The sequence below is a fragment of the Streptomyces sp. NBC_00207 genome (assembly GCF_045160965.1).
GTDB lineage: Bacteria > Actinomycetota > Actinomycetes > Streptomycetales > Streptomycetaceae > Streptomyces.
In genome coordinates this window covers 8,521,016-8,547,825 of record NZ_CP130715.1, presented here as the reverse complement: position 1 = coordinate 8,547,825, position 26,810 = coordinate 8,521,016, and the positions used below count along the sequence as shown (strand labels likewise).

Genomic DNA, 26,810 nt, shown 5'->3' with positions numbered 1-26,810 from the left:
CCCACTGTCCGTTGGACATTCCACTCAGCCGCCGTGTCATCGAACCCAGCCGAGGATCTTCTTGGCCTTGGCGTGCCAGGATGCCGGGACGCGACCGTCAGCACGTTGATGGACAGGAGCCAGCCATGATCAGCGGTGCGCATGTCATCCTCTACAGCCAGGACGCCGAGGCGGACCGTGCCTTCATCCGTGACGTCCTCGACTTCCCCATGGTCGACGCGGGCGGCGGCTGGCTCATCTTCAAGTTGCCCCCGGCCGAAGTCGCCGTACACCCGTCCGATGGCCCACCCCGGCACGAGTTCTACCTGATGTGCGACAACCTTGATTCCCAGCTCCGCGAATTCCGCGCCAAAGGCGTCGAGATCACCCGCCCGGTCAGCGAACAGCGCTGGGGCAAACTGACTGCAGTCCGGCTTCCCAGCGGCGCCGAACTTCCGCTGTACGAACCGTCGCACCCCGTCGCCCACGGCTTGTGACCTCCACAGCACTCGGCTCGGCCCATCACACCACGCGTCCGAGGCTGGCAGCTGCGGACCAGTGAGCGTACGACTCAGCCGTCCGGGCATCAGGTACGACGATCAAAGGCGGCTTCCCGCAGTGGCTACTGCACCCCTCTTCCGGGTGGGCCCTGCCGTTGGCGCACTCGAACGAGGCGGCGTCCCACTTGGACGAAGTGGGGGGCCGGGCGGGTGCCCCGGGCGTTTGCTTCGGGGCACCCGCGGCCGGCGAGGAGCGTCCGGTGCGGCTCAGCTGTCCAGGCGGTGCCCCCCGAGCCGGGTGACCATCTCGGGGTCGCGGTGGTCGAAGAACACGGAGCTGCCCGTGTCGAGGGTGGCGATCCGGGCCATCTGCTCGTCGGTGAGCTTGAAGTCGAAGACGTCGATGTTCTCGGCCATGCGCTCGGCGCGCACGGACTTGGGGATGGCGACGACGTCACGCTGGGTCAGCCAGCGCAGCACGACCTGTGCGACCGACTTGCCGTATTCCTTGCCGATCTCGGCGAGCAGCGGGTTGGTGAACAGGTCGTTCCTGCCTTCGGCGAAGCCGCCCCAGGACTGGATCTGCACCCCGTGCTCGCGCATGAGGTTCTGGTAGCTGGCGCGCTGGAAGAAGGGGTGGGTCTCGATCTGGTTGACGGCCGGGGTGATCTCGTTGTTGAGGATCAGGTCGATCAGCCGGTCGGGGTAGAAGTTGGCGACACCGATCGCCTTGGCCGCGCCCTCGCGGTTGAGTGCCTCCATGGCGCGCCACTGGCCGTAGACGTCACCGAAGGGCTGGTGCATCAGGTACAGGTCGAGGTGGTCCAGCTCCAGCTTGGCCAGCGATGTCTCGAACGCGCGGCGGGTGTTGTATTCGGCGGGGGCGTCCTGGACCCACAGCTTGGTGGTGACGAAAAGCTCCTCGCGCGGGATGCCGCTGGACTTGATGGCGCGGCCGACGGCTTCTTCGTTGCGGTAGGCGGCGGCGGTGTCCAGCAGGCGGTAGCCGGCGGCCAGGGCCTCGGAGACGGCGCGTTCGGTGTCCTCGGCGGGGATCTGGTAGACGCCGAAGCCGAGGAGCGGCATCCGGGTGCCGTTGTTGAGGGTGACGGTCTGCATGAGCGGGTTGTCCTTCGCTGTGCGGGCGGGACCCGGCCCGGTCAGGCGGACTCTGCCCGGGACGCGGGCGGGTCGGTACACCGGTAACGGACGTGGTGGGCGGCAGGCCACGGCCCGCGGTGCGCGTCACCCTGCCGGTACGGCTTCGGGCCCGTCCTCGGCGAGCGGCTGCCGGTCAGGCTGGCGGCCTCCCGCAGCAGCACGACCGCCTGCGAGGCGGCTTGCGGCTGCGCCCGGTACTCCTGCGCGTGGCGCCAGGCGGCGGCCGCCTCCCCCGCCTCCACGCGGGCGATCAGCAGCGTCGGCATGATCGCGACGCCGCCGCCCCGGCCTGCGCGCGGCGCATGCTCCCACGCCCGCCCCTCGACCGGTCACACCGCATCACCTTCCGTAACGGTTGGGAGAGGGGGCTTCCCCTCGGCGAGAGTTTCAGCATACGTTGAAATTAATTTCCACACATGGGGAAATTAAGGAGTGGGTCATGCGAACGATCAAGAACGAGTGGATCACTGCGACCGACGGCGTCCGAATCTACGCTGACGTGTACCTGCCGGAAGGGGACGGGCCGTTCCCAACGCTGTACGCGGTGGCGCCGTACCAGAAGGACCTGCTGTACCTGCCGGCGGTGTCGATGTTCCGGTTCATCGAGACCGGCCCCCTCGACTACTGGACCGGCCACGGCTATGCCGTCGTGGTCGGCGACCAGCGCGGAACCGGCAGGTCCGAGGGACGGTTCGAGCTGTTCGGCCCCGCCGAGCAGCGCGACTTCTACGACACCATCGAGTGGATCGCCTCCCGCCCCTGGTCGACCGGCAAGGTGTCGATGATCGGGGAGAGCGCCTACGCCGTGAACCAGTGGCTGGCCGCCGCGCAGCGCCCGCCGCACCTCACCTGCGCGCTGGTCTACAGCGGATTCACGGACGTCTACCGCGACGCGGTCTACCACGGCGGGGTCTACTCCATGGGGTTCCTCAACTTCTGGTCGACCGACAACCTCCGCGCCAGCGCCACGATCGGCGGCGGCACCACGCCCCGGCCCGGCGGCATCACCGCCGACCTCATCGGCATGACCCTGGACCGACCCGTCTTCGACGACTGGTGGGAGCAGCGTGCGGTGAAGGTGGAGGACATCGACGTCCCGGTGCTGAACATCGCCTGGTGGCACAGCGTCGGCCTGCACCTGCGCGGTCAGCTCGACGGCTACGAACGACTCAAGGGCACCGACAAGCGTCTCGTCGTGCTCGCCGGTACCGACAGCCAAGAGCGTTACTACCAGCCCGATTTCCTCGACACCCACATCCGCCCCTGGTACGACCACTGGCTCAAGGGCGTCGACAACGGCGTCATGGACGGCCCGGCGGTCCGCATCCAGGTCGCCAACTCCGGGCGCCCGCCGCGGGAGGAATCCGAATGGCCACCCCAGCGCGCCGTGCCGATCACCCTCTACCTGGACCCCGAACCCGCACGCGCCGTCCTCTCACTCAACGACGGCAGCCTCACCACCACCCCGCCCACCCGGCCGGCCGGAACGGCGACCGCCTACGACTACCCCAACCCCGAGTGGACGGTGGGAACCACCGTCATCACCGACGGCATCCCACAACCCACCCGGGGCATCCTCACCTTCACCACCGCGCCCCTGGAACACGACACCGAGGTCACCGGGAAGATCACCCTGGTGCTGTACGCGGAGTCCGACCAGACCGACACCGACTTCCACGTCAAGATCTCCGAGCAGAAGGCCGTGCCCCGGCTCAAGAAGGCCCTCATGCGCAGGGTCGCGAAGAACGTACCGCCCCCCTCCGCCACGGTCACCCGCGGCTGGCTGAAGGCATCCCACCGCACCCACCCGCCCCGGCCGATCGAGCCGGGAAGCGTCGTCCGCTACGAGATCGAGGTCTGGCCGACCTCATATCTCTTCCCCAAGGGCAGCCGGATCCGCCTGGAGATCGCCAACGGTGACTCGGCCGTCGCCGACGGCCTGTTCCACCACTACTACGGCCACAAGGCGGGCCGCGACCTCATCCACCACGACCCCGACCACCCCTCCCATCTCATCCTGCCCGTCATCCGCTAGCTCCCCCACGTGGCCGGCTGTGCAGATCCTGACGCCCGGCTAAGGCCGTCCGGGGATCGAGCGGTTCACATCGCCGAGGTCACCGAGGAGGTCTGCGCCGTCCCGCCGGCCGAACGGGCTGCACCCCGTACGTCCCCGCCGACGCCTCGGTCTCCTCCTCGCCCGGCCCAACCCCCTGCGGGGCCGCGGCCCCGCCCACCCCCGGGGACCGCCGTGACCATGGCCTACCTCCGACCGCGTCCTACCAGCCGTCCCGCCCAGAGATCGCAGCGGTAGTGGTCCTCAAGCCCGGCGGACAGGCCACCGCCGAGGAGATCCGCGACCACGTGAAGGCACAGGTGGCCGCCTACAAGTACCCCCGGGTCATCAGGCTGACCGATGCACTCCCCAAGGGGCCGACCGGGAAGATCCTCAAACGGGACATCGTCATCACCCCCACCCCTTCATGACCCGTGTCGCATCCCACCAAGCGCGCCGCTCCGCCTGCTACCGGCCCTCACTCCGGAGGACCCCGAGCCTGCCTTCGAGCACGAGCAGCGGGAGCTCACCGGAGAACCGTCCCGAAAGGCCGGGGCCCACCACATCGACAGGAGGCCCCGCCATGGCCAACCTTGCTCTGATCTACCCGATCGCCACCGCTGTCGGCGCTGTGCACGCGGCCGCCGCATGGGCCTGTCGCCGCTACGAGGCCGCGGCCATGGACGGCGTGTACCCCGGCTCTCCCGAACACCAGGCCGCGCTCAAGTCGGTCGAGGACCGCACCACACCCCAGTTCGCGTACTGGCCGGACCTGCCGACCGCGATGCAGACCGGTCGGGACGGATCGGTGAGGGACACACAGGGGTGAGGGACGAACAGGGGTGAGGTCTTCATCCGGTCGTCTCTTGGCCCGGGCCAGGAGATGACCAGGTCGAGTCGATGGCCGCCTGGTCGGACATCTCACCTCATGGGGCCCCGCACGACGGCAACGCGGCGGGGAGCGGGGCGATTGCCCTGCCCGAATGGCGTCGTGTGCGGCGGAACTTCCGGAACGCGGACCTGGCGCGGGCCGGATGTCGTGCGCGAGGATCACGGCCACACCCCGCCCTTGCGTGTCTCTTCTCCGGCACTACGCGTCCCTCACAGGAGGATGTCCATGTCCCGCCGCACACCCCGCGGTCTCAACGCCGCGGCCACCGCCACGGCCACCGCCGCCCTGACCCTGGTCGCCCTGACCGGACCTGCCTCGGCGTCCGGGTCCGGGTCCGCGCCGGCAGCAGCGCTGCCCCAGGCCCGCATCTTCATGGTCAACCCCGTTCAGTCCTCCGGGGATCAGACCCTGGCCGACGCCAAGGACGCCGCGGACGCCGTGCCCGCCTCGGCCTACACCACGGCCGCGCTCCGCAACCTGGACGCCAGCGGCCGGCTGTCGGGCCGGTGGGCGTACGTCAGATCGGACACCGGCGCCTCGGCGAAACCCGCGGACGCGACCGTATACAACCGCACCGACGACCAGTTCGAGCAGGTCATGGCCTACTTCTGGGTCAATGAGGCCCAGGAGTACCTGCAAGGGCTGGGCTTCGGCACCGAACTGCCCGGGGCCAACGACCGGGCCCAGCCGGTCCGCATCAACCAGTGGGGCGCGGACAATTCCTTCTTCTCGGACAAGAAGACCGAGATCCGCTTCGGCAAGGGCGGTGTCGACGACGCCGAGGACGCGGAGGTGATCGTCCACGAATACGGCCACGCGGTGCACAACGCGCAGGTCCCCGGCTTCGGCACCTCTCCCGAGGCCGGCGCGATAGGCGAGGCCTTCGGTGACTACCTGGCCGTCGAGGTCGGCGCCCACGCGGACGCCGCGTACGGCTGGCCGCGGCGGGCCGACCTGGCCTGCGTCGCCGACTGGGACGCGGCCTCCTACAGCGACGCCCCGCACTGCCTGCGCCGCATCGACGGGAACAAGGTGTACGCCGACCTGGAGGGCGAGGTCCACGCGGACGGGGAGATCTGGTCCCGCGCCCTCTTCGACATCCGCAACGCCCTGGGCGCCCGGACCGCCGACCGCATCATCGTCAACGCCCAGTTCGGCTTCGCGCCGGACACGTCCTTCAAGGACGCGGCCCTGACGACGGTTTCGACCGCCGAGCGGATGTACGGCGCGAACGCCGCGGACGCCGTGCGCGCCGCGTTCAAGGCCCGGCAGATCCCCGGCGTCCAGTAGCGGCCGGACCCTTCCCCGGACTCGGTGCACACCGCGTCCGGGGAAACGGAATGTTCCATTTTTGGTCGCTCAGCGAACATCGCTCCCCTCTCTCCGGACAACAGCTGGTCAAATCCTTGTTGCATACCTGTCAATCCACCGCTCCTTCCTGGCAATCTCAACCGCCTGGCCCCCCACGGCAATTGAAGGAGCACGAGTGACCCTCCCCACGTCCTCATCCCGCACCCCCCGCAGCCGCACCCGAGTGCTGCGCGCCGCCGCCGTCGTCGCGTCGGCGGCGATGGTCGCGATCTCCGTCCAGAGCGGCTCCGCCAACGCCTCGGCCGAGCGCGAGGCGGGAGCCACCGCGCTCGCCCTCACCACCGACGCACGCGTTCAGGCGATCACCGCGGCCCAGAACACGGCGGCCGACACCGCGCGGGCCATCGGCCTGGCCGACGACGAGCGCCTCGTGGCCCGCGATGTGATCAAGGACGCCGACGGCACGGTGCACACCCGCTACGAGCGCACCTACGCCGGGCTGCCGGTCCTCGGTGGAGATCTGGTGGTCCACCAGAAGAAGAACGGCAGCCGCAAGACCACCAAGGGCATCGAGGCCCGAATAGCCCCGGCCGCCGCCCGCTCCTCCCTCAAGGCCGCGCCCGCCGGCGCCCGCCAGGTCGTCTGGGCCGCGAGCGGAAACCCGGTCTTCGCCTACGAGGCCGTCGTCACCGGCACCCAGCACGACGGAACCCCCAGCGAGCGCCACGTCATCACGGACGCCGCCACCGGCGCCGAGCTGTACTCCTACGAGGCCATCGACACCGGCACCGGCACGAGCCAGTACTCCGGCTCCGTCACGCTGGACACCACGCAGAGCGGGGCGTCCTACAGCCTGACCGACGGCATCCGCGGCGGCCACAAGACCTACGACCTGAACGGCGGCACCACCGGCACGGGAAGCCTGTTCACCGACGCCGACGACAAGTGGGGCGACGGGCTGCCGTCGAACCGCCAGACGGCCGCCGCCGACGCCCACTACGGCGCTGCCGTGACCTGGGACTTCTACAAGTCCGAATTCGGCCGCAACGGCATCGCCGGGGACGGCAAGGCCGCCTACTCCCGCGTCCACTACGGCAACGCCTACGTCAACGCCTTCTGGTCCGACGCCTGCTTCTGCATGACGTACGGCGACGGCGCCGCCAACCAGAAGCCGCTGACCTCCCTGGACGTCGCCGGCCACGAGATGAGCCACGGCCTGACCGCCGCCACGGCCAAGCTGAACTACAGCCGCGAGTCGGGCGGCCTCAACGAGGCCACCAGCGACATCTTCGGCACCTCGGTGGAGTTCTTCGCCAACAACTCGGCCGACGTTGGCGACTACCTCATCGGCGAGAAGATCGACATCCGCGGCAACGGCACGCCGCTGCGCTACATGGACAAGCCCAGCAAGGACGGCGCCTCGGCCGACTACTGGTCCAAGACCGTGGGCCGGCTCGACGTGCACAACTCCTCGGGCGTGGCCAACCACTTCTTCTACCTGCTCTCCGAGGGCAGCGGCGCGAAGACGGTCAACGGGGTCTCGTACAACTCGCCCACCTACGACGGTTCGACGGTGACCGGGATCGGCCGGACCAAGGCCTACAAGATCTGGTACAAGGCGCTCTCGACCTACATGACGTCGACCACCAACTACGCGGGAGCGCGCACCGCGACCCTGCAGGCGACGGCCGACCTGTACGGATCGACCAGCGTGGAGTACCAGCAGGTGGCGGCCGCCTGGAAGGCCGTCAACGTCAACGGCTGAGCCGGCTCCTGAGCGGCACCTCGCCCCGGCGGCCCTGCGGGCCCGCCGGGGCGAGCACGGCATGGCCTTCGAAGGCGACGACCTCGGACGCTGGCTCCAGCGCCGGGCGAACGGTCCTGGACAGAACTGACCGAGCTGGGGGCTGCCTTCCAACGAGGCGTGGCAGCCCTCCTGGCCGCCGGCTTGCGAAGCGCGCACGTACTGTTTTGACGAGCAGTAACTGCTGCGCCATCGGGGGTTGGGGGAGTCCATGGACGGGACGGTCGAGGAAGCAGCGGCGGGCGAGGCGGACGTGGCACGCCGCAGACGTGTGCGGCGCGCCACGGTCTGGGGCGGGATCGCCGGCGCAGCCGGCGTGATACCGATCGCCATTGACGGTACGGACCACTGGCCCTGGTGGCTCAACCTGACGTTCTGTCTCGTCGCGGGCTTCTTGGGAGCCTTCGGCGGAGCGGTGACCGGGCGCCGGGACAGGGTCAAGGCCGAGGTCCGCAGGGACACGCTCGAGACGGGCGAAAGGGAACTGGGCCAGTACCGGGTGAAGCTCGTCCCCGAGGGCGCTCAAGCGCCTGCACCCTTCAAGGAAGACGACTACACGTCCTACTCCCTGACGACGACCACCCGACGGCTCCAACTGTGGGAGTTCGGCTATCTGCCGCAGTGGAGCCACCCGTGGAGGGAACTGCAGCTGGCCCTGGACGGTCACGTCGTGGTCGTCACCGGGCCACAGGGCCTGCTCGGCCGGTTCGTCCTGGGAAGGAATGTCGTGCCAGAGGAACTCATCCTGGTCTCGAACCGTCTGCGCGCCCGCACGCCCGGCCGCTGAGCTCGTCGGGGCGGTTCGGCAGGTGGCTCTCGGACCGGCGACGGGCCGACCGGGCCGGGACCATGACCGGCGAACGGGCGGCCGAGCCGGAGGAACTCGGCGAGCGCGGGCCTACCACGCCCTCCGCGGGACGCTTGCGGCCCCGCGGGGCGCCGCGGCCGAGACTGTGCTTGTTCACAGCCGGACGGCCAGCCAGATGGTCACGGCCGCGGTTACGGTGAGACCGGTGTTGAGTGCGATCCGGCGGTCCTGGCCGCTCAGGTGGACGGCGATCGCGCCGATTTGCAGGAGTGCGAAGCCGATGGCCGCAGCCGCCGCCAGCGAGGGCGCGATGCCGGTCAGCGGCGGCAGTACCAGGCCGGCCGCGCCAAGTATTTCAACTGCCCCAAGCGCCCTGAGGGCGGGCAGGGGGATGCGGTCGACCCAGGCCATCATCGGCCGGAGTTGATCGCGGCTGCGGATCACCTTCAGTGCGCCTGCGTAGAAGTAGAAGAGCGCGAGCAGTCCCGCGACGATCCAATAGGCGATGTTCATGGTTCCCGTTCTTGAGTCTCGGTTCACGGAGACCCGTCGACTGCTTCAGTCGAGGTCGGTGGCGGGTTCGGTCGCGTAGTGGCTCATCGCGTCGATGTTGGCCTGTGGTGTCAGCGGCCGGCCGCCTGCGAGCCCCTCCTGGAGGTCTCGGAAGTACTGCACGTACAGGTCGGGGGTGAAGGTGCTGAGCAGGACGGCGGGCTGGTCGGTCAGGTTGGCGAAGGTGTGAGGGGTGCCGGGCGGAACCATCACGAGCGTGCCGATGGTGGCGTCGTGGTCCTCGTCCCCTACGGTGAACCGGACGGTGCCGGAGAGGACGTAGAAGCCCTCGTCGTGCAGGCCGTGGCGGTGCTGAGGCGGTCCCTGGGTGTGCGGGGCGAGGACGGACTCGGTGATCGCGAGGCGGTGCCCGGTGTGGCTGCCGTCCTCCAGGACGCGCATGCGCGTGGCGCCCAGGACGATCGTCTCGCCCTCGCCAGGACCCACCACCGACAGGGCGGGTCCGGTACGCGGCGCGCTGTTTCGTGCTTCTTCGGTCATGCCCACCAGTGCACCGCCCGAGCTGCGTCAGTGTCCAAGACCTGTTCCACGGCGCCGATACCCGGTGGGTATCGTTGCAGCGTGGAGCTACGTACCCTGCGCTATTTCGTCGCGGTCGCCGAGGAACTCCACTTCGGCCGGGCCGCCACCCGGCTGCACATGAGCCAGCCGCCGCTGAGCCGGGCGGTCAAGCAGTTGGAAGCCGAGGTCGGGGCCCTGCTCTTCGCCCGCTCGCCGACCGGCGTCACGCTCACTCCGGTGGGTACGGTGCTGCTCGACGAGGCGCGGGCCCTGCTCGGCCATGCCGACCGCGTCCGGGTACGCGTGAGCGCGGCGGCCGGCGCCTCGACCATCACCATCGGCATCCTGGACGACGGCACCGACCCGGGCGTGTCCAGGCTGGCCGCCGCCTATCGCCGAAACCATCCCGGCATCGACATCCGCATCCGCGAGACCGATCTGAGTGACCCCACCTGCGGGCTGCGCGCCGGACTGGTCGACGTCGCGCTGACCAGGGCGCCGTTCGACGAAACCGCCCTGACGGTCCGTACGCTGCGAGCCGATCCGGTCGGCGCGCTCCTGCGCGCCGACGATCCGCTGGCCCGCCGCGACGGCCTGCGGCTGGCCGAGCTGAGCGACCGCCGCTGGTTCCGGTTCCCGCAGGGCACCGACCCCGTCTGGCAGTCGTACTGGAACGGCGGCAGGCCGCGCGAGGGCCCAGTGGTGCGTGCGGTCCAGGAATGTCTGCAGGCGGTGCTGTGGAACGGCACGGTCGGCCTGGCCCCGCTCGGGCACGACCTGTCCGCGGAGCTGACCGTGGTGCCGCTGACCGACATGCCTCCGAGCCGAGTGGTGGCGGCCTGGAACGAGGGCGACACCAACCCGTTGATCCGATCCTTCATCGAGACCGCGACGACCGCCTACCGTCACTGAGCCGCGGCAACCGGCACTGCCGCAGCTCGGGTTCTCGTGAACAAGGCCACTTTCAGCGGTCCCGGTCCCCGCTGTGGCGGGGACCGGGCGGCTTTCAGTACGGACTTCCGCAGTGGGCCCGAGAGCTGCGATCGGCCCGCCTGCGGCACCGGCGCGGTGCGCTGATGCCGAGAGAGACGGCCGAACCCCCGAGCCCGGGGAAGGGGGGTGCCCGGGCTCGGGGTGTGGGCCTGCCGGCGTCCGCCTACTTGAAGGTGACGTCCGAGCAGGAGTAGAAGGCCTCCTCGCTCTGGAAGGAGCCGTCGGGCCGCTTCAGCCCGTGCCAGATCGTGTAGATCAGGTGCTTGCCCTTCTTTTCGGGGAGCACCGCCTTGAACGTGAACGCCTTCGCGCCGAGGAAGCCCGAGGGGGCTGCCGTGGCCGCGGTGTTGTCGGCGCTGAGGAAGGGGGTGTCCTCCAGGTCGGACCACTTCAGCGGCTTCTTCGGGTCGTAGCCGTCCTTGGTGACGTACATCTCCATGCGGTACGGGTTGTGCAGCGCGCTGATGTCGTAGCGGATGTCGTACTCGGCGCCGCCGGGCAGTGTCGTCGAGGGGAAGTCGTCCCGTGCCAGGTCCAGGCCGGAGAACTGTGCGTTGCCGGCGCTGCACAGCTTGCCGTCGGCTATGCGGGCGCGGTGCTGCGGGGAGGAGGTCGGGGTGCTGTGGTCGATGGCGCGGCCCTGGACGATCGACTTCCAGTCGCCGGGGATGCCGGGGCTCTCGGCGAGGGCGAGCTTGCAGGCCTCACTCGCCTTCGGGTTCTTGGTGCAGGCCACGCTGCGGCTGACCGGGTCGGCGGTGGAGCCGTGAGCGGAGGCGGGTGCGGAGCCGAGGGTGCTCACGGCGAGCGGGAGGGCCACGAGCGCGGTGAGGCGCAGGAAGGCGGTGCGGCGGGCCGGGGGCCGTGCCGGGTCGGGGGAAGTGGTGGCGGTGGGGCGGGTCGTACTCATGAGGGGGACGCTCCTGGTCATGGGGTCGTTCGTGTGCGTGAGGCGGCAGGCGGGTGGTCAGCCGCCGGTCTTCACGGTCAGCTCGCGGGAGAACGCGCCCCACGTGCCGTCGCCGAGCCGTGCCCGGATCTTCACGGTGTACGTCGTGCCGGGGTGGGAGCCGACGAGCACCTCGCGCGAACCCTTCGTCGTCGGGACCGGCAGCACCGGGTCGCCGGTGCCCCACATGAAGGTCTGGACGGGCTTGCCGTTCAGGTAGACCTGGTAGGCGGTGATCTGGCCGACACCCTGCGGGACGGACCAGGCGAGGTTCAGGTAGTGCTGGGTGACACCGCCGTCCTGCTTCGTGGCGGTGGTGGCGGCGAAGTCGCCGGGGGCGGCCTTGCCGCCGTTGCCGTCGGGGACCGCGGCGGTCGTCACCTGTGCTTCGCGGGTCGGGTCGGACTCCTTGCCGGAGGCATCGACGGCGGTGACCTTGAAACGGTAGGCGGTGCTCGCGGTCAGGCCGGAGACGGTGACCGAGGTGGCCTTGGCGTCCGCCTCCTGGACCTTGGTGCCGTTGTGGTAGATCCGGTAGCCGGTGACGGCGACGTCGTCGGTCGCCGCACGCCAGCCCAGGGAGGCCTGGTACGGGCCGGAGGCCGTCGCCTCCAGATCCGCGGGGATGACCGGCTTCGCCTTGTCCTGGCCGGGCGCGGCGAGGGTGGTGAGCACGATGTCCTTGCTGAAGCCGGTGGTGCGGCCGTCGGCGCGGACGGCGCGGACCTTGAACGCGTAGCGGGTGGCGGGGGCCAGCCGCTCGATGTCCGCCATCGTGTCCTTGACGGTCTTGACCTGCTTGCCGTCCTGGAAGACCTCGTAGCGCACGACTTCGGCGCCGCCGGCGGGCGGCTTCCACATCAGGTGGACGGCGGTGTCGTCCTTGACGAAGGAGCCGCTGTCGGCGGGGACGGCCGTGTTCGTGCCGGTGTCGCTCCCGTTGCCCGACGCGCCGTTCACCTTGCATCCGGTGATCTTGGGTATGCCCTTGCCGGCGGGGTTGATCCCGACCTTGACGGCGCGGCTGCCGTTGGCGGCCACATCGGCGCGGTCGGCGATCGGCTTGACGGTGACGTGCTTGCCGGTCTGGCGGAGTTCGTACGCCCAGGGGTTGTCGAGGGTGACCTGCCCCTGCGACACGTCGAACTCGGCGGTCCAGTCCCGTACGGGCCGGGCCCCCTTGTTGGCCAGAGAGACCTCGCCGGACGCCCACCACACGGTGGCCTGGTCCGCGACGCGGCAGGCGGCGCTGAGGCCGTCCTTTTCCTCTCCCGCATTGGCGGCGACGGGTACGACGACGGAGCAGACCCCGACGACTACGGCCGCGCAGGCCAGGGCAATTCGCTTTCGGGACATCAGAAACCTCTTGGTAAAGCCGATCCGCCGGTGCAGCGGCAGCGTCGAAAGTGCCTCGGTCAACACCCGTGACCCTAAGCACGGTTTGCGGCCGGAACGGGCCTCCGAGGGCCTGCGAGCTCGCTGTTATCCGTCCCTTAAGGTCCGGATAGGGCGCTCTTGATCCCCTGTGCTCGCCCTTCGACCCTGCGGACACTGATGATCACGCTCCGTTCCGACCTCGGGTGCTGCGCCCGTGACCGCCAACGCCGAGCCCGATGGGTGGAGCACGAAGCGAGGAGAGGAGCCGCGCAGGCTTCACCCGCTGCCAGACCGCGGTGAAGCACTCTGCGGGTCCGGCACCGTGACATGCGCCGGCCGCCGACTCGGCCGACGTCGGCCGAAACCCAGTCTCGTGAACAGAGACCGGACAAGGGACCGTCCGCTTGACGATCTCGTCGACAGGCGGCTACTTTCCCTTCCTTTCGGCTACGCCCCAAATGGGGTGAAGATACGGGGAGTTCTGTGCCCAAGGTCCTGAGAAGCCTTGTCGTCCTGATGTCCGCTCTGACGCTCGCCTTCGTTGCGGCGGGTCCTGCCTCGGCCGCGACCTGGGGCAGCCCCAATCTCTCGGGCAGCCGGGCGTGCAGCGCGAAGCAGTACCACCGTGGGACCTCTACGGTGGCGATGTACGCCTGCTACGTCCTGCTACCCAACTCGAAGTCCCAGGTCGTGATGATCGTCGGCAACGGCGGAGGCAAAGCCGTCCCGATCGGCGGCGAGATCACCACGATGGACGGTTCGCACGACACCTGCCCCAATAGCTTTCTCAGCGCGAAGAAGAGCACCGCGTGTTATGCCCGGGCCACCGAGATCAACTGCAACTACTTGCACGGCACGGTGACGCTGAGGATCAACGGTGTCTCGCACACGATGCGCACCCCCAAATTCAATGCCGGGAACGGTTGCTGACGGTCCGCGCAGTGGCCGCAGGGCTGCAAGCCCGGCTTGAGGCACGGCGGGTTACTGGCACGGCGGCGAGTACGGCGAAGAAGACAGGGAGCACTGGATTCACCTCCACGTCCGTCGGCGCATCACGGGCACGGCCCTGACCATTTCACGACAGCGCGGGCCGCCACCGGGTGCTGGCGGCCCGCGCTGGGGACGTCAGAGGCGGTCTCCCAAGCGGTGAACCACAGGAGCCTTTGCAAAGGGTTTCTGCCCGCCGGCTTGCCAGCCCGGAGGCCGGGTTCACGTTCGGAGCCGCACTCCGAAAACTGGTGATGCCGGGCAGGGAACGCCATGCCGGTGGCAGCGTGCGGTTCTGACCGCGCTTCCGTGACGACTACGGATGAAGGGGGAACGCAGGCCATCGAGACGCCCTCCCCTCAACGCCGTCACCGCCCGTGCCCCACGCCCGCGGCAGCCACGGGCTGTTGCCGGTGGGCGGGACCGCGACTTCGCCCGGGCGCGGCGGCATTCCTGGCAGCCCGCAGCGGCCCTCCCTTCAGCGTGCAGGCATGCCCTCCGAGTCACGCACCGTCCACTGATGCTCTGTCAGTGCTTCTCGGTAGCGTGGAGACGCTCTGAGACAACGAAGGGGAAGGGGCGCCATGCCAGGTACGAGCCGTAGCAAGGTCTGGGCGGTGATCGGGGCATCACTCGTCGCCGCAGGCCTGCTGATCAGGTTGGCGATAGCCTTCGGGGGCTCCCATTCATCGACCATACCGACCGCGAGCCCGCCGCCGACCGACGACGGCGCGATGACGGTCAAGCCGGGCGACTACCCCCCGCCCAGGTACATCTGCCAACACCTCGACTTCAAGGAGTTCGCTGACCTGTTCCAGCTCCAAGGTGCCCGCGACGGATACAACACCGGCCTCGAACCGGAGGTGGTCTCCGGCTCCATGTGCAAGCAGTCGATGTCCCGCAGCGGCACCGACCTGGTGAAGGTCACCGTTCAATGCAGCGCCTGGAGAGACGCGGACAAGGCCATCGACGGGTTCGCGGGTCTGGCGGCCTTCTACGGGCCCCCGGAGACGGTCACCGGCCTGGGGGACCAGGCTTTCCGGTACCGCGCCCCGAAGAGCCCCACCATTGGGTTGAAAGTCCGGGCCGGCAATCTCGGGTGCGAGGTCGAGGCCGAGCCGACCGCGCCGCTGACCGACGCCGAGACTGACGGCTCCTTCAACGCGATGGCTCAACTCCTCCAGGCGCTGATCCCCAAGCTCGGCCCGCTGAAGGCACTACCTTGAGCGGTGCCGTGACCGGCCTTGACCTGCACTTCCCCACACGGCAATCGCGGTTGACGCGCCGCGGCGCGCACCGGTTTGCTGGGCCGATGACCGACCTGCGCATCCAAGCGGTGGACGACGACGCCTCGATCCACGACTGGCGGTACGTCCACAACCTGATCATCCCCGGCGACGTGCTGTCCCTCGACGACGTCCGTGCCCGCACCGGCCGCAACCGTATGGAAGTTGCCTACCTCGGCGACGTCCTGGTCGGCTGCACCACCGTGCGCCCGCCCACCGGCGACAACGGCGCCACCGCCACGGTCATCGCCCGCGTCCTGCCCGAATACCGCCGCCACGGCCTCGGCTCCCGCCTCTACGAGCGTGCCCTGGGCCAGGCCCGCGCGTTGGACGCTCAGGTCATCGAGACCGTGGTGCTGGCCTCCAACCCGGGCGGGCTGCGCTTCGCCCAGCGGCGCGGCTTCGTTGAGGTCGAACGCTATCTGCTGCGTGAGGGCGACACCGTGCCCTGGATCGACCTGCGCCTGGCCTGACCCGTGCGGCCGGGGCGCAGCACCCCGGTCCGTCCGGTGCGGGGTGCCCCTGGCCGTACTGCGTCCCGTGAGCGGGGGCGGGGCCCGTCCCGCACACTCCGCTCCGGCACGGGCTGGGATGGAGCGTAGCCCGTCCAGGTGAGCCTCCAGCCGCTGTTCTGCACGCGGGTAGTGGCCCTGAGGCGTCGTCGGACCCTCTTGTTCGTCCAGCGGTCCTTCCAGGAGGACCGGCCGTGCTTCGCCTTGAGCGTCAGCGTCGCCTGGGCACCGGAGATCGTCGTGGTCAGACAGCCCTGCCCCAGACCGCTTCCGGACGATCCGCCGACCTGCGCAGGTGCCGTCGGTCCCGGTCCGCAACCGCGGCGATCGGGCCGGCGGCACGGAGCACTACATCGAGGACGCGGTCCGGTTCCGCGGTGTAACAGTGGGCGAACCACGCCATGTTGGCCTCGACCACCGCCCAGTCGCCGTCGGCGAGCCGACCGATGTCCAGGCACACCGCGCTGGGCAGGCCGACGGCCGTGGCGTCGAGGACCGTGCGGGCGAAGGCACGGCTCTCGGCGTCCAGCGGCGCCGGATCGAGGCGTCCGTGGACGGCGTAGCGACTGCCGGTGACGGCTTCGCCGTCAAGGACGAACAGCCGGTACTCCGTGGCGAACTCCACCACACCGCTCACCAGAACCGGGGTGGAGCCGTCGAGCCCGCCGGGCAGGCTGGTCCCGTCCTCGTGGACGGCGGCGGGCAGCAGGTCGATCTTGGCCGAGGGCGGCTTCACGAAAACCCGCTCCCGCAGCTCCCGTGCCTCACCGAGGGTGGTGAGCCGCACGCCCCGCCGCAGGAGGGGGCGCGGTAGGTGCGTCAGCCAGTCGTCGGCCGGTTCGAGCAGCCCCAGGCCCAGCGGGCCGGCATGGCGTGCGGCCGCACGGGGACCGCCGTACCAGTGCACCTTGCGGCCTTCGGCATCCGCCGCCCGGTCGGTCACGTCGTAGCCGCGCCAGGCCGCCGCTCGCGCGATGAGTTCGGCGGTCGACGTGCGGGCGGCGGACAGGAGGAGGACGGACGGGGTACGGGCTTCCATTCCCGTGAGCCTAACGAATCCGCTAACGAATCCGCTGTCGACCGAACGAGCGCCCGAACTACTCCGGCCCCGCGGGGTGACGGGCCTCACCGGCGGCCCCTCGTCTTCGTCGACACCGGCCACCTTCCCGCCGAGCTCCGCTGGACCGGATTCACTCAGGAGCTCGGCGCCCGAGACCTGGGTTGACCGCATTCATCCCGTCACCCTGCACGGCGATTCGGCGAACCGCGCACCGCCGCCACCAGGGAGGAACACGGCGCGGCAGGGCGGCACCCCCGCCCCGGAGCCGCTCGGGAGCCTGGGTGTATCGCGCCAGCCGGGCGGACACCGGCCGGTGATCCAGCATTCCAATCATCTGTCCGTAAATCGACCGCCCGTTGGCAACCCTCCTTCGGACCTGCCAGGCTCGTCTTCAGTGGAGCGTCAGATCGCAGGCACCGAACCGCAATCATCCTCGAATCGAAGGCGAAACTTGTCATGCGTCACCACACCATCGCAGTATCCGCCCTCAGTCTCCTGTGTCTTGCAGGCACCACGGGTCTCGCGGAGGCTCAACCCGCCGGTGTGCACGGCCCGTCCGCAATGGTCTTCACCGTTGCCCATGGTTCCGGCGCACCCACGGACACCGTCATGCGCGCGTCCACCCTCAGCTGCTCCTACACCGCCGAGGGCACTCACCCCGCCCCGAGGGCCGCGTGCGACGCCCTCAACGCCACCGACGGCGAACTCGACCGCCTGCTGGCAACACCGAATGCATCGCGGGCATGCCCCAAGCACTTCGCCCCCGTTACGGTCACCGCGGACGGCGTACTCCACGGCAGGCGCGTCGCCTGGAAACACACCTTCTCCAACGCGTGCATGATGTCCGCGACCCTGAACGGGAACCCGGTGTACGCGTTCTGACTTTCCACGCCCTCCCGTCCGCTGCAGTGCAGCCGGAGGAGACTACGCCTGAGCGAGCCCGACCGCGCCACCCACGGCTGCTCATCGCCTGCAAAGGGAGGTGAGCACCCCCGCCTGCAGCGCACTGCGCTGCTGGACCCCGCCCCGCCGTCACGGATGGGTCGGCCCGGCGGTACTGCCCCCAACGGGTGGGCGCCGGGCCTGACCCTCGCACGCCACATCGGCACAGGCTGTTCGGATCCGCCGGACGGACCTGGCTCCAGCACGTCACCCTGCAGGGACCCTTGGCGGACACGGGCACGGCCCTGGCCGACGACTGATCCGGCCGTGCCGTGCGGACACACGAGGGTCTGCGGGTCCGAACGGCACGGCGACTCCAGGCCCCAGGACGCCGAGTACGCCCGTCTCCTTCATACGGGTGCGACGGCATCGGGATCATTCGGTGTCTCCTCCGCTCTGGCCCCTGCGGCCGCCCCCACGCGGGTAGTTGGCATGTGTCACGCACCGCTCTGGCGTTCAGGACCATGCGGTTCTGCTCCGATCGCGCAATCGTGGCGCCGACGGAGCGCAGCCCGCAGTTCGCCGACCCAAGCGCATGGAGATGGGCGGCCAGTACTTTCCTGGTTGGCCTTATGGCGTACCTCACAGAGCGGCACAATGCTGTTGCGTGAGCGGGTGGCTACGCAGGGGAATCGGCAGCTCGGAGGTCAGCATGGGGGCGGATGATGGGTCGTTGTACGACCAGGCGAGTGCTCTGCACCGGCGCGGGCGGCCGGAGGCTGCCGTGCCCTTGCTGCAAGAACTCCTGAGGCAGGAGCCCGAGCACCTGGCCGCGCGCTACGCGCTGGGGATCTGCCTGACCGACACGGGCAGGTATGGCGAAGCACAAGCGCAGTTTCGACGTCTCCTGGACGACGATCCGCAGCACTACGAGGCCTCCTATCGCCTCGGTCGGCTCCTTCAGGCAGACACCGATCTGCACGGGGCGGCGGAGGCTTACGCCAAGGTCCTCGAAACTGCCCGGCAAGTCCTCGGAGTTGCCGAGTTCCGCGACACCGGAGCCAGGCTCCGGGCCTGCCAGGAGTCGCTCAGCCGCACAGCCCCCGCTGCCGCCTCGATCCAGGCAGGACTGCCTGTCACCGGCAGGCCCATCAACCCGGGTCCACCTTCCCTGCGCGCCCAGTCCGACACACACCGTGTCGCCGACCGCGGCGCACCAAAGTACGAGGTGAACCTCAAGGCACGACACCTTCTGTCCTTGATCGCGAAGCGCTTCCTGATCGCCGTCGCACTGACCCTGGCCGGGTACGTCCTCACCGAGCTCGGCATCGGCCTCGGTATGGCCATGTACAACACGGTCCCCGCCCTCCTGGCGTGGATCTACTTCCTGTCCTCCTTCGTTCTTCTGCTGGTGAAGCCGCGGGCAAACGGCGCCGACTTCTACGAGTACGGTGTCGACATCAAGTCCGGTTTCATCCGCCGCAAGGTCCAGTTCGTCTGGTACTACCAGATCGTCGAGTCACCGAGCTACGTACGAACCTTCGGCACGTACCTCACCCACACGGCCTCGCTCGGCCTTCGCTACAACGAGTCGGGGGCGTATTCCACGGCTTACGTGGAGCTGCCCGGCATCGGCACCCCGCAGCAGGTGAAGAACCTTGGCCGGTACGTCGAATCGCGGATCTTCCCCGAACGACGCGATGTCCGGGGGATCATGACGTGATCCCGGCCGGTCGCAGGGCCTAGCCCATCGCCTCGGGCGGGGCCAGTAGGGCAATGCTCTCGAAGCTGCCTGACCCATGGTCACCGTCCGCAGTGCCGTCCGGGCTGCCATCCGTCACCGTGCCATCCGTCACCGTGCCGTCGGGCAGCCCGCCGTCGAAGTCGAACGAGATCGACCCGAAGTCCCTGCCCGGAAGGTCGTGCCCCTCATGCGCGCCGCCGCTGGAAACGGGGGGCTGTTGTCCGCTCCCCTGCCCGGATTCCCCGGAGGCGGAGGACGGCTGTGCTGGAGCGGCCTGGTCACTCTGCTCTGTCTGGGGAGTGGCCGTAACCGTCTCCGGTATCGATTCCGACGACAGGGTGGCCCCTGTGGCGGGCCCGATGACGGGGATCCCGTCTACCGAGTTCTCGCCTTGAAGCTGGCCGGCGTCGGCCGGAGGGGAGACGGGCGTCGTCTCGGTGCCTGCATCATCGCGCGACGCGGCCGGCTCAGCCGTGAGGGCCGTCCCCTCGTCGGAGCCCCCTGGGACCTGGGCTGGGGTAGGGCTGGAAGCGGGGGGCGCGGCAATATGCCCATCGCCCGTCGGGGAGCCGCCCGGCGATAGGGCGTGCAACCCGCCATGTGGAGATCCACCATGGCCCGTGGATCCGGCCCCAGCCGGGTGGGCGGGGTGCGCCGCTCCTTGAAGGGTTCCGGGATCCGCGGCGGAGCCTGGTGCTCCGTGCGCGTGCGGTGCGTCCAGCAGTTCCTTGCCCGGGACTGCATGCGGCGCTTTGTCGGACCAGTCTGCCGCATGAAGTGGCTGTTCCTTGCCCGCAGTCGCGTGCAGTGCTTTTCCTCCCCAGGCGGCCGCGGGCTCTTGCGCCGACGGCGCTTCGTGGTGTCCTGCAGGGCCCCCGCCGGCGTCCGAGCCCGGCGCACCTGCGTCCTGGCGAGGAGGCGAGGCCGGGGGTGGAGGAGGTTGGTGATGCTCTGTGCCGGCGTCCGGAGCAGACGCACCAGCGTCACTGGTGGGAGGTGGGGTGTTCGTCCACGTGGGAGGCCTGTGCCAGATGTCGTTCTGCGGAACGATTCGCTCCTTGCCTTCGCCGTTTCCTCCACCGTCGGTTCCACCGGACGGTGTCGACGCCGGGTTCTGTCCGGTTGCGGGCCTGGTGCCGTGGTCTGGTGGAGGCGGATTGCCTCGCCTTGGGAGCCTCCACCGGGGCCCCGTGGGCCGCCCCGTGCCTTGACCGGTCCTGCGTCGACCCCTACCGGGCATAGAGCCACCCCCGATGAGTTGCATTTCCACCAACGTAGGCCAATTGTCCTCAACCTGGTCCGGATTGTCAGCAGGCGGCAAACCTCCAATGGACGCGATCTCCGGGCGCCCCTACCCAGACCACGGCCTCAGCGAAGCCTTCGCCGGACTGGATCAAAACAGTCCGCGACCGCGGCTGCCTCTCCCCCGCCGTCCCAGACCGTCGAGCAGTGTGTGTGAGACTCCCTCTGAATGATCACTCGGGGGGTTTCGCGTTGAACGAGCTGTTGAAGAGGGTGTGGATCGGGCTGGCCGCGGCCTTGGTCGTGAGTCTGGCCGCCGTGGTCATGCCGGACCACGTCCAGATAGACGACGACGGGCGCGTCCACCTGGGCGCGCCCGCGGCCACGCCGTCCCCGTCCGCGGCGGCGCCCGCACCGGAGTCCACGTCACCGCCCCTCACCCGGGACGCGGTGGACGAGGTGATCCGGACCGCGCTCAGCGCGGCGGGCCTCGACCCGGCGCAGGGCCGCCCGCTCGGCCCGGCCGGCGCCAACTCGAACAGGACGGGCTGGACGGCCGTCCGAGAGATGACCGCCGCACAGTCGGAGATGAACGCGATCTGCGCCGACCTGGAGCGCCAGGGCTGGACGCTGAACCCTAACGGCGACCGCGCCGACGCCTCCCGCAGCTACAAGCGCGGGGGCTGGTACCTGCTGGTGAGCACGCGCGGGAAGAGCCAGGCGCCGTCCGCCAACTCCGCCTTGACCGACTCGCAGACCTACCTGACCCTGGCCGGGCTCCAGCTCAACCTTGCCGACATACCCCTCCCCGAGATCACGGTCCGCATCGGCTGACCCCTTGATACGACCGAGGGCAAGGCGTCGGCCATGTGATCGAGGTGTGCCTCGGAGTGGCGCGAAGTGGCGGAGGGAGCAGCACGTGTGCTTCGCGCGCTGCCCCGTACCACCTGCTGCCGACGCGGAGCGGATGCTTCGCTGACTACTGCTCTGGCGCTCGATGGGGTGGGCGGCAACAGCGATCGGGGGAAGCGAATGAGGCGGAAGATCCTGGCGACAGCAGTCGCGCTCCTCTGCGCCACGGGAAGCGGAATGCTGTCGACGCCGGCCCATGCAACACCTTCGAGCTACTGCACTTACGGCATCACCTCGACCGGCGGGATCGGCGCCTGCCAGGGAAACCCCAACGGCGGCTCCTGGTACCAGATCCACGCGACGTGCCGCGGGGGACACGGCCCGGGCCGACCCATGGTCCACACGGTGTCCAGTCCGGTGACCTACGCATCGCCGAACCAGCCCGGCATCTACGTCCAGACCGCTCGCTGCTCGGCAGGGGTCCCCACCAATGCGTGGGCGACCACCTGGTAATCCGTTGATCCGGGGCGTCCGCCGTACGTCGAGGGCCGGCCCGCCCGCAGGCATGAGGTGCGTACCGGCCTGTGGGGCATGGCCGCTGCGGCGCAGAACGCAGCAGCGGCGGAGCTCCCCGCCACGGGTCGTAGGGCGCCGGGGCCTGGCCAGGGGCGGGTTCCGCGGCAGCGGTCAGGCGAGACGGCACCAGATGGGAAGGATCAGATGGGTCGGACCTGCTGCGCCTGGGGACCCTTGGGGCCCTGGCCAGTGGTGAACTCCACCCGCTGGTTCTCCTCGAGCGACCGGAACCCGGACGCATCGATCTCGGAGAAATGCACGAACACGTCCGGAGTACCGTCATCCGGCGCGATGAACCCGAACCCCTTCTCCGCGTTGAACCACTTCACAGTCCCCTGAGCCATGACACGCCTTCCCGATCCACCCCGGCCCGCGAACACCGCGGCCGGCGGCAACCCGATACTCCCCCACCCTGCACAGGCGAAACACCACCCAGGAGTGAACGGGACGAGACCGGGCACGGCGACTCCCCCGCCTCCCGGCCCCGCCTCCACCACCCCGGGCACGTCGGACTCACCTTCCCAGCCCTCTACGCGGGGCATGAGAGGGCAAGGCGCCTGCACCCGTACCTGCCCCTCCGGACGTACCGCCGGGGAAGGCAGCGCAGTGACACTGGACGTTCCCAGTCCATGTCGCAGAGGGGACGCCGCATGCGGGCGCAGCAGGCCGGTGACGAGCAGCGGAAAGGACCGCAGCGCCCGGGAGCCGCGCAGGCCGCGCGACAGTCCCGGTCCGGCGGCGCAACGACCGCGGAGTCGATGCTGCAGCTCCAGCCTCTCGCCGGGAACGCCGTGGTGTCGCGCATCATCGAGGCACAGCGGCACGCGCACACCGCGGAGCCGTCGTCGGGTCCCGCTCCCGTGGTCCAGCGCATGGAGCAGGACGAACTGCACCGGCACCCGCCGGGCCCAGCGCTGCGCGTACGGGGTCCCCGCAGCTCCCGGGCGAAGGACCGCACACCGAACGCGCTGACGGCGGACGAATGGCAGAGTCTGCCGCAGGCCACCCGGGACGCCGCCAACAAGCAGCGCGTAGCCATCGACGCGGACCCGCAGACACTCCAGGAGACCGACCAGCTGCTCCACTACAACCTGGGCAACATCCGCAGGCTCGCGCCGGACGTCCCCCCGACGGCCGGACGCAATGACGTACTGGAGGGCATCGGCCGCGCCGACCCGCGCACCCTCGGCCACTGGAACCGCCAGGACGCACGCGACACACAGCTCGGCCGTGACGCCCGGGCCACGCGCGATGCGTACACGGAGGCTCCCGAAGACCGGCAGCAGCGCCACCAGACGGTGGAGGACACCCTGGCCGGCGCCGGCTCCCAGGACGCGATGGGCGACCTGCGCGCGCTGCTGGAGCAGTTCGACGGCGTGGCCATCGGCGGCACCCACTCCGGGGCACGCATCTGGGAGTTCCTGTGCACGCACATGGATGAGATCCAGGCCGCCGGCGTGAGCACCCTCTACCTGGAGAGCATCCGCGACGACGGATACCAGTCACACGTCGACGCGTACCTCGCCGACGGGACGATGAGCCCCGGACTGCAGGCGTTCGTCGCCCGCTACGACAGCAACATGAACCTGGGCGCGACCGGCCTGGGAGCGGTGCTGGAGGCTGCCCGGACGCACCACATCCGGGTCAAGGGCCTGGACGGCCGCCCGGCCCGCCGCCCCCCGATGTCGGTGACCGCCCTCTACCAGCGCGTCGCCGCCATGAACACGTACGCCGCCCAGGCCGTCGCCAGCGACCGGCGCCGCCCTTCGGCGACGGGTGGCTACCTCATGGAACTGGGCAGCGCCCACACCGGCATGTACGCGGGTCCGCCGCAGGACGCGTCGGTGCACGGGGCGGAGTTCCAGGCGGGCGAGGGCTTCCCCGGCGTGGACGACCTGCTGGGCATACCGGCGGTCGGCTACCAGGACGACGACCGCTTCCGCCGCCTGCCCAACTCCTGACGGCAGGCCCGGGCGTGGCTGCGGTCGCCGGCTCCTGCTCCGGGCTGCACACGGACCGTCCGGGCGTGTGGACCGCCCCGGAGGGCACTGCGTCCCTGACCTTGGCTGGAGAGGGTGCGGCCGACGCGGGGGGCGCCGGTCATGCCCCAGCGGACGCCAGGAGCACTCGATCAGCATCTCCTTGCGCCGAGTGGTGGAGGATCGGCTTGCTGGGGTGCGGGCACTGGTTGAGGATCAGATTACGTGATGTGCCGCTTATGTAGCGTGATGTCGTGATTCGCGGCGTGTCATCCTCTGCCTGCCTGCTTGACCTCATGAGGAGTGGCCATGGAAGACAGCCCGCTGAGCCGTCGACGGCTGTTGTGGGGTGCTGCCGGCGCGGCGGGTACGGCTCTGGCCGCTGTGGAGCTGCCGCGGCTGATGGGGTCCGGGGCGAAGGTGAAGGCTGCGTTGCCGAGCCCTGTGCGCAAGACCCCCGTCGCCGCAGCCGGGCCACCTGCGGCCCGGCGTCGGGACGCCCTGGTGGACTACGCCCCCGCCGTCTGGGTCGAGGCCTGCGAGTCCAACTACGCGTCCTGCGACCGTCCCGAGGACTATCCCATCGAATACGTCGTCATTCATCTGACGACGGACCGCTTGCCGATCATGCTCTCCAGGTTCAAGGACCCCTCCGAGAGGGTGTCCGCGCACTACGTGGTCAGCGCAACCGGCACGCGGATCGCTCAGTGTGTGCGCGAGCGCGACGTTGCCTGGCACTCCGGCGGTGTCTGGCACAACTACCGGAGCATCGGCATCGAGCACGAGGGCTGGATCGACCAGCCTGTCTACAACGACGGGATGTACGAGGCATCCGCCGTGCTCACGGCCACGATCTGCGCGAAGTACGACGTCCCGGTCGACCGGGACCACATCCTGGGCCACGTCGAAATCCCGCTGTCCACCCACGAGGACCCCGGGCCCGTGTGGAACTGGGACGCGTACATGAAGCTCGTCGAGACCGCCCACCGGCGCGTCAGGACCTGACACCGCGCCGGCCCCGTCACTCGGGCTTGCCGTCGCCGTAGAGCCACGGGTCCCAGATCGAGTCGAGGTCCCGGCCGGCCTTGGCCTCCGCGTACGCGGTGAAGTCGTCCGTGGAGGCGTGGCCGTGGCGGTGGCGCAGGGTCCAGCCCCGCACCAGGGCACGGAAGGCCTTGTCGCCCACGGTCTGGCGGATCCTGTGGATCACCATCGCGCCGCGCACGTACACCGGCTGGCCGGAGATGTCCGAGGCACTCGGCGGCTCGGCGGGCGGGAAGTCCCACTCGTCGTCGTCCGCGGCCTTGGCGTGGTTGCGGTCGAAGTGCTCCTGGGCGCTGGCCCCGCCGTGGTCCTCGGTCCACAGCCACTCCGCGTAGGTCGCGAAGCCCTCGTTGAGCCACATGTCCCGCCAGGTCCGCGGGGTGACGGAGTTGCCGAACCACTGGTGGGCCAGTTCGTGCACCACGTTGGTGGTGTGGAAGATGCCGGCCGGAATGGTCGGCCTCGTCTGGGTCTCCAGGGCGTAGGGCACATCGGCCGCCTGATCGACGATCACCCCGGCGGCGGAGAAGGGGTAGGGGCCGAACCTTTCCTCGGCCCATTCCATGATCTCGGGGAACCTGCCGAGGACCGCCCCGTCCTCGTCCACGCCCGCGGTCGTGTCCATCGCCGACACGATCGGGATGCCCGATCGGGTCCGGGAGGTCGTGATGTCGTAGCTGCCGATGGCCACGGTCGCCACATAGCTGGCCATGGGCTCGGCCTGGTGCCAGTGGAAGGTGGCGCGGTCGCCGCTGGTGCGTCGGGCGCGCAGCTGCCCGTTGGAGATCGCCTGCACCCCCTTGGGGACCGTGACGGTGATGTCGTACGAGGCCTTGTCCGAGGGGTGGTGGTTGCCCGGGAACCAGGACATCGAGCCCGTCGGCTCGCCGAACGCGACTGCTCCGTTGTCCGTCTTCAACCAGCCTTCGCGCCACCCGTTGTCATGGGTGATCGGCTCCGGCGTGCCTGCGTAGTGCACGACGCTGCGGAAGGCGGCGCCCTTCCTGAGGTGATCGCGCGGCTGCAGGGTCAGCTCCTGCCCGTCGTGCCGGACCCGCGCCTTGTGGCCGTCGACGGTGGCGCTCAGCACCTCCAGGCCGAGGAGGTCGAGATTGAAGGCGCTGAGGTCCGCAGTGGCCTTCGCGGTGATCTCCGCAGTGCCCTCGAGGCGGCCGCTGCCGGGCTCGTAGGCCAGGGTCAGGGCGTAATGGGTGACGTCGTAGCCGACGTTTCCGAGCCCCGGGAAGTACGGGTCGCCGGCGCCCGAGGCAGCGGCGTGCCCGCCCCGGAACTCCGTGCGAGGCGCCGCCGTCCGAGCAGGATCCACGCCGGCACGAGCACCCGCCCTCGCGTCTGCGCCCGTACGGACCCCCGCCCCACCGCCCCCACGACCGCCACGGTCGTCGGAGCCCGAGCACGCGGGGAGTGCGGCGAGCAGGCCCGCGACCGCGAAGGCGGCCAGACGTCCGGAAGTCTTCACGCAGCCGATCATGACCCAGCCCCCAAGCGCCCCGACCCCGCCACGCCGTGCCCGTGGCCCCTCCGGCGGAGCGGCCCGGGACGTGGCCGGGGTGCCGGTGGGAACCGACCAGGCGCAGCTCGCCGCGCTCCCCGCACCGGGCGTGCGCTGGGCGTGCACTGGGCCACCCCCGTGATCGCGGGGATCACGAGCGGCGGGCGAGTGCCCCGCAATCACCCGACCGGGCAGACCTTGTCGGGCTGCGTCTTCGATCCGCTTTGTGCAT

Annotated in this window: 24 protein-coding genes and 1 pseudogene; 16 read left to right on the top strand and 9 right to left on the bottom strand. The window is 69.9% G+C overall.

Translation table 11 applies throughout. The features are described 5' to 3' along the window. Positions 1–125: 125 nt before the first annotated feature. Positions 126–476 (top strand): VOC family protein, encoded by a 351-nt coding sequence (locus OG472_RS39480; RefSeq protein WP_401610602.1) that lies wholly within the window; start codon positions 126–128, stop codon positions 474–476. 270 nt (positions 477–746) lie between these two features. On the opposite strand, the gene OG472_RS39475 is transcribed toward OG472_RS39480, so the two are convergent. Further along, positions 747–1,598: an aldo/keto reductase gene (locus OG472_RS39475; protein ID WP_405833971.1), complete on the bottom strand. Its 852-nt coding sequence runs from the start codon at positions 1,596–1,598 to the stop codon at positions 747–749. A gap of 41 nt (positions 1,599–1,639) precedes the next feature. After that, positions 1,640–1,906: a hypothetical protein gene (locus tag OG472_RS39470; protein ID WP_405833969.1), complete on the bottom strand. Its 267-nt coding sequence runs from the start codon at positions 1,904–1,906 to the stop codon at positions 1,640–1,642. 173 nt (positions 1,907–2,079) lie between these two features. On the opposite strand from OG472_RS39470, the gene OG472_RS39465 reads away from it, so the two are divergent. The 6 genes and pseudogenes from OG472_RS39465 to OG472_RS39440 all read left to right on the top strand — a co-directional run bounded on the left by OG472_RS39465 (position 2,080) and on the right by OG472_RS39440 (position 8,487). Further along, entirely contained in the window at positions 2,080–3,675 is a 1,596-nt protein-coding gene (locus OG472_RS39465) for a CocE/NonD family hydrolase (protein WP_405942812.1), read from the top strand. A 260-nt stretch (positions 3,676–3,935) separates the two neighbouring features. After that, a pseudogene (locus OG472_RS39460) lies at positions 3,936–4,124 on the top strand (AMP-binding enzyme); the annotation flags it as partial. A 152-nt stretch (positions 4,125–4,276) separates the two neighbouring features. Next, positions 4,277–4,522, top strand: coding sequence for a hypothetical protein (locus OG472_RS39455; RefSeq protein WP_405833966.1), 246 nt, complete (start codon positions 4,277–4,279; stop codon positions 4,520–4,522). Positions 4,523–4,810: 288 nt separating this feature from the next. Beyond that, complete coding sequence (locus OG472_RS39450; protein ID WP_405833964.1) at positions 4,811–5,875, top strand: M4 family metallopeptidase; 1,065 nt, start codon at positions 4,811–4,813, stop codon at positions 5,873–5,875. A gap of 280 nt (positions 5,876–6,155) precedes the next feature. After that, on the top strand, positions 6,156–7,661 hold the full coding sequence (locus OG472_RS39445; RefSeq protein WP_401610865.1) for a M4 family metallopeptidase: 1,506 nt from the start codon (positions 6,156–6,158) through the stop codon (positions 7,659–7,661). Between the two features lie 250 nt (positions 7,662–7,911). After that, on the top strand, positions 7,912–8,487 hold the full coding sequence (locus OG472_RS39440) for a hypothetical protein (RefSeq protein WP_401610593.1): 576 nt from the start codon (positions 7,912–7,914) through the stop codon (positions 8,485–8,487). Positions 8,488–8,661: 174 nt separating this feature from the next. On the opposite strand, the gene OG472_RS39435 is transcribed toward OG472_RS39440, so the two are convergent. Further along, the gene (locus OG472_RS39435) at positions 8,662–9,021 is read right to left on the bottom strand and encodes a DoxX family protein (protein ID WP_405942811.1); all 360 of its coding nucleotides are present in this window, start codon (positions 9,019–9,021) and stop codon (positions 8,662–8,664) included. A 45-nt stretch (positions 9,022–9,066) separates the two neighbouring features. Further along, on the bottom strand, positions 9,067–9,561 hold the full coding sequence (locus OG472_RS39430) for a cupin domain-containing protein (RefSeq protein WP_405942810.1): 495 nt from the start codon (positions 9,559–9,561) through the stop codon (positions 9,067–9,069). Between the two features lie 81 nt (positions 9,562–9,642). On the opposite strand from OG472_RS39430, the gene OG472_RS39425 reads away from it, so the two are divergent. After that, positions 9,643–10,494, top strand: a complete 852-nt coding sequence (locus OG472_RS39425; RefSeq protein WP_405942809.1) for a LysR family transcriptional regulator — start codon at positions 9,643–9,645, stop codon at positions 10,492–10,494. 244 nt (positions 10,495–10,738) lie between these two features. Here OG472_RS39425 and OG472_RS39420 read toward each other — a convergent pair whose 3' ends face one another. Beyond that, positions 10,739–11,485, bottom strand: coding sequence for a lytic polysaccharide monooxygenase (locus tag OG472_RS39420; RefSeq protein ID WP_405833956.1), 747 nt, complete (start codon positions 11,483–11,485; stop codon positions 10,739–10,741). A gap of 57 nt (positions 11,486–11,542) precedes the next feature. Beyond that, positions 11,543–12,880: a fibronectin type III domain-containing protein gene (locus OG472_RS39415; RefSeq protein ID WP_405942808.1), complete on the bottom strand. Its 1,338-nt coding sequence runs from the start codon at positions 12,878–12,880 to the stop codon at positions 11,543–11,545. 504 nt (positions 12,881–13,384) lie between these two features. Between OG472_RS39415 and OG472_RS39410 the strand changes: the two genes are divergently transcribed. From OG472_RS39410 to OG472_RS39400, 3 genes are all read left to right on the top strand, one after another. After that, positions 13,385–13,831, top strand: a complete 447-nt coding sequence (locus OG472_RS39410; RefSeq protein ID WP_405833953.1) for a hypothetical protein — start codon at positions 13,385–13,387, stop codon at positions 13,829–13,831. 791 nt (positions 13,832–14,622) lie between these two features. Then, a complete protein-coding gene (locus OG472_RS39405) occupies positions 14,623–15,114 on the top strand; it encodes a hypothetical protein (protein WP_405942807.1) in 492 nt (163 codons plus the stop codon). An 86-nt stretch (positions 15,115–15,200) separates the two neighbouring features. Further along, positions 15,201–15,647, top strand: coding sequence for a GNAT family N-acetyltransferase (locus OG472_RS39400; protein ID WP_405833951.1), 447 nt, complete (start codon positions 15,201–15,203; stop codon positions 15,645–15,647). Between the two features lie 283 nt (positions 15,648–15,930). Here the strand turns inward: OG472_RS39400 and OG472_RS39395 are convergent, their stop codons facing one another. Then, positions 15,931–16,725 carry an ATP-grasp domain-containing protein gene (locus OG472_RS39395; RefSeq protein WP_405942806.1) on the bottom strand — a complete coding sequence of 265 codons (795 nt, stop codon included), beginning with the start codon at positions 16,723–16,725 and terminating at the stop codon, positions 15,931–15,933. A gap of 582 nt (positions 16,726–17,307) precedes the next feature. Between OG472_RS39395 and OG472_RS39390 the strand changes: the two genes are divergently transcribed. The 3 genes from OG472_RS39390 to OG472_RS39380 all read left to right on the top strand — a co-directional run bounded on the left by OG472_RS39390 (position 17,308) and on the right by OG472_RS39380 (position 21,448). Then, on the top strand, positions 17,308–17,628 hold the full coding sequence (locus OG472_RS39390; RefSeq protein ID WP_405942805.1) for a subtilase-type protease inhibitor: 321 nt from the start codon (positions 17,308–17,310) through the stop codon (positions 17,626–17,628). 595 nt (positions 17,629–18,223) lie between these two features. Next, positions 18,224–19,351: a tetratricopeptide repeat protein gene (locus OG472_RS39385; RefSeq protein WP_405833946.1), complete on the top strand. Its 1,128-nt coding sequence runs from the start codon at positions 18,224–18,226 to the stop codon at positions 19,349–19,351. A gap of 1,515 nt (positions 19,352–20,866) precedes the next feature. After that, positions 20,867–21,448, top strand: coding sequence for a hypothetical protein (locus OG472_RS39380; protein WP_401610578.1), 582 nt, complete (start codon positions 20,867–20,869; stop codon positions 21,446–21,448). Positions 21,449–22,182: 734 nt separating this feature from the next. On the opposite strand, the gene OG472_RS39375 is transcribed toward OG472_RS39380, so the two are convergent. Continuing rightward, positions 22,183–22,386 carry a cold-shock protein gene (locus tag OG472_RS39375; protein WP_314247744.1) on the bottom strand — a complete coding sequence of 68 codons (204 nt, stop codon included), beginning with the start codon at positions 22,384–22,386 and terminating at the stop codon, positions 22,183–22,185. A 306-nt stretch (positions 22,387–22,692) separates the two neighbouring features. Between OG472_RS39375 and OG472_RS39370 the strand changes: the two genes are divergently transcribed. Together OG472_RS39370 and OG472_RS39365 are read left to right on the top strand one after the other, a co-directional pair. Then, positions 22,693–24,003: a hypothetical protein gene (locus OG472_RS39370; protein WP_405942804.1), complete on the top strand. Its 1,311-nt coding sequence runs from the start codon at positions 22,693–22,695 to the stop codon at positions 24,001–24,003. Between the two features lie 327 nt (positions 24,004–24,330). Next, positions 24,331–25,026 carry an N-acetylmuramoyl-L-alanine amidase gene (locus tag OG472_RS39365; protein ID WP_401610574.1) on the top strand — a complete coding sequence of 232 codons (696 nt, stop codon included), beginning with the start codon at positions 24,331–24,333 and terminating at the stop codon, positions 25,024–25,026. 16 nt (positions 25,027–25,042) lie between these two features. On the opposite strand, the gene OG472_RS39360 is transcribed toward OG472_RS39365, so the two are convergent. Continuing rightward, positions 25,043–26,557, bottom strand: a complete 1,515-nt coding sequence (locus tag OG472_RS39360; RefSeq protein WP_405942803.1) for a M1 family metallopeptidase — start codon at positions 26,555–26,557, stop codon at positions 25,043–25,045. Between the last annotated feature and the right edge of the window lie 253 nt (positions 26,558–26,810).